At 78.4% G+C, this 2,190-nt stretch carries 1 protein-coding gene and 1 pseudogene; both read left to right on the top strand.

Annotated features, from left to right (window positions below; all coding sequences use genetic code 11):
• A pseudogene (locus A5673_RS05850) lies at positions 1–437 on the top strand (hypothetical protein); the annotation flags it as partial.
• A gap of 179 nt (positions 438–616) precedes the next feature.
• Positions 617–2,190, top strand: a 1,574-nt coding sequence (locus A5673_RS30390) for a PE family protein (protein ID WP_156747903.1), incomplete at its 3' end; no start/stop codon positions are given.

Raw genomic sequence — 2,190 nt, 5'->3', positions numbered from 1 at the left:
TGGCGGGCCGTCGAGGCGGCGCGCGCCCATCGCCGGCTGGTCCGCGACACCGACGCCGGGCTGCTGGCGCCGGGGGCGGCGGCTTGTTCGCCGGCAACGGCGGCGCAGGCGGCACGGGCGGCAACGCCGGTCTGCTCAACGGCTCGGGCGGCGCCGGGGGCGCCGGGGGCGCCGCCGGCCTCAGCCCGCTCACCAACGGCGGCGCAGGCGGGGCCGGCGGCAAGGCCGCTCTGGTGGGTGACGGCGGCGACGGCGGCGCCGGCGCGGACGGTCACGGCGGCGCCGGGGGCGCCGGCGGGAATGGCGGCAACGCCGTCGTCGTCGGCGACGGCGGCAACGGCGGCAACGGCGGGGACGGCCCCCCGCACGGCACCCCGGGCGCCGGCGGCACCGGCGGGCTGCTGCTGGGCCTGAACGGCAACATCGAGCTTGCGTGAGGCGCAGGGTGATCCGCGCCCGGCGCAGAATCTACGACCCCGCGCCTGCGCAATCTACGAGCTATGACCGACGTTTCGGCGGCGCATCCCCCACATCCTGAATGTGATTCCAGACGAGCGTCCGGATGGGCGGCGACGCGCATCCGCCCCGACGCTCGACGACGACCGGGAGGACAGCGATGTCGTTTGTGATTGTGGCCCCCGACCTGGTGGCGGCCGCCGCGGCGGACGTGGAAAGCATCGGCTCGGCGCTCAGCGCCGCCCATGCGGCGGCGGCGGCCCCGACCACCGGGATTCTGGCGGCCGGCGCCGACGAGGTGTCGGCGGCGCTGGCGTCGCTCTTTTCCGGGCACGCCCAGGCCTACCAGACGCTGAGCGCCGAGGCCGCGGCCTTCCATCAACAGTTCGTTCAGACCATGAGCGCCGGCGGGGCGATGTTCGCGGCCACCGAGGCGGCCAACGCGTCCCCGCTGCAGAGCCTGCTCGACGCGATCAACGCCCCGGTGCAGGCGGCGACCGGGCGCCCGCTGATCGGCAACGGCGTCAACGGCGCCCCGGGAACCGGGCAGAACGGGACGGACGGCGGGTGGCTGATCGGCAACGGCGGCGCCGGCGGCTCCGGCACCGGGGGCGGCAACAACGGCGGGAACGGGGGCAACGGCGGGAACGGCGGGCTGATCGGCAACGGCGGGGCGGGCGGTGCCGGCGGAACCCCCTTGGCCCTGGCCGGCAACGGTGGCAACGGCGGCCACGGCGGGTCGGCGGGACTGTTCGGCTCGGGTGGCATCGGCGGCGCCGGCGGTAACTCGGACGCGGGAACCGGCGGCAACGGCGGGGCCGGCGGCAACGCCGGCATGCTCTCCGGCGCGGCCGGGACGGGCGGCACTGGCGGGCGCAGCGACAGCATCACCCGTCCCGGCGGGGACGGGGGCGCCGGCGGCAACGGCGGGCTGTTCTCCAGCGGGGGCGCCGGCGGGCTCGGCGGGGCGAGCGTGAGCGGGACCGGCGGCACCGGCGGGGCCGGCGGCACCGGCGGGATGTTCGGCGCCGGCCGCAGCGGGGGCGGTGGCCGCCTGGACGGGCGCGTTGATCGCGGTGAGCGCCTGCTGCTGCAGGGCGTGCAGCGGGTTGGCGCTGGCGGGGGCGTTGGAGCCGTCCAGGCCCAGCAGCTGACCGGCGATGCCGCCGGCGCCGGTGGTGCCCCGCACCTGGCCGAGGCCGCCGTTGCCGCCGTTGCCGCCGTCGCCGATCAGCATGCCGTTGCCGCCGGCTCCGCCCGCACCGCCGGTGCTGCTGGCGGCGCCCTGGCTGTTGCCCCCGTTACCGCCGTTGCCGCCGTCGCCGATGAGGCCCGACCTGCCCCCGGCGCCCCCGGCGCCGCCCTGAGAGGTCAGGCCGTCTCCGCCGGTGCCGCCGGCGCCCCCGGAACCGGTGAGCAGGCCGGCGGCGCCGCCCGCCCCGCCGCGCCCGCCGGTCTGCGGGCCGAATCCGCCGTTGCCGCCCGCACCGCCGTCGCCGAAGAGCATGCCGCCGTTGCCGCCGGCCCCGCCGGCACCGCCGATGCCGACCACCGGGGTGATGCTTTCGCCGCCGGCGCCGCCGGCGCCACCCGCCCCAAGGCTGAGCATGCCGGCGTTGCCGCCGGCGCCCCCGGCCCCGCCGAAGGTTGCGCCGTGGCCGCCGGAGTTCCCGAAGCCCATGTTGTCGGTCCCCGAATTGCCGCCGCCGAAATTGCCGGAGGCCGCGTTTCCGA

The sequence above is a fragment of the Mycobacterium sp. E3198 genome (assembly GCF_001667015.1).
GTDB lineage: Bacteria > Actinomycetota > Actinomycetes > Mycobacteriales > Mycobacteriaceae > Mycobacterium.
This window is presented reverse-complemented; position numbering and strand designations above follow the sequence as displayed.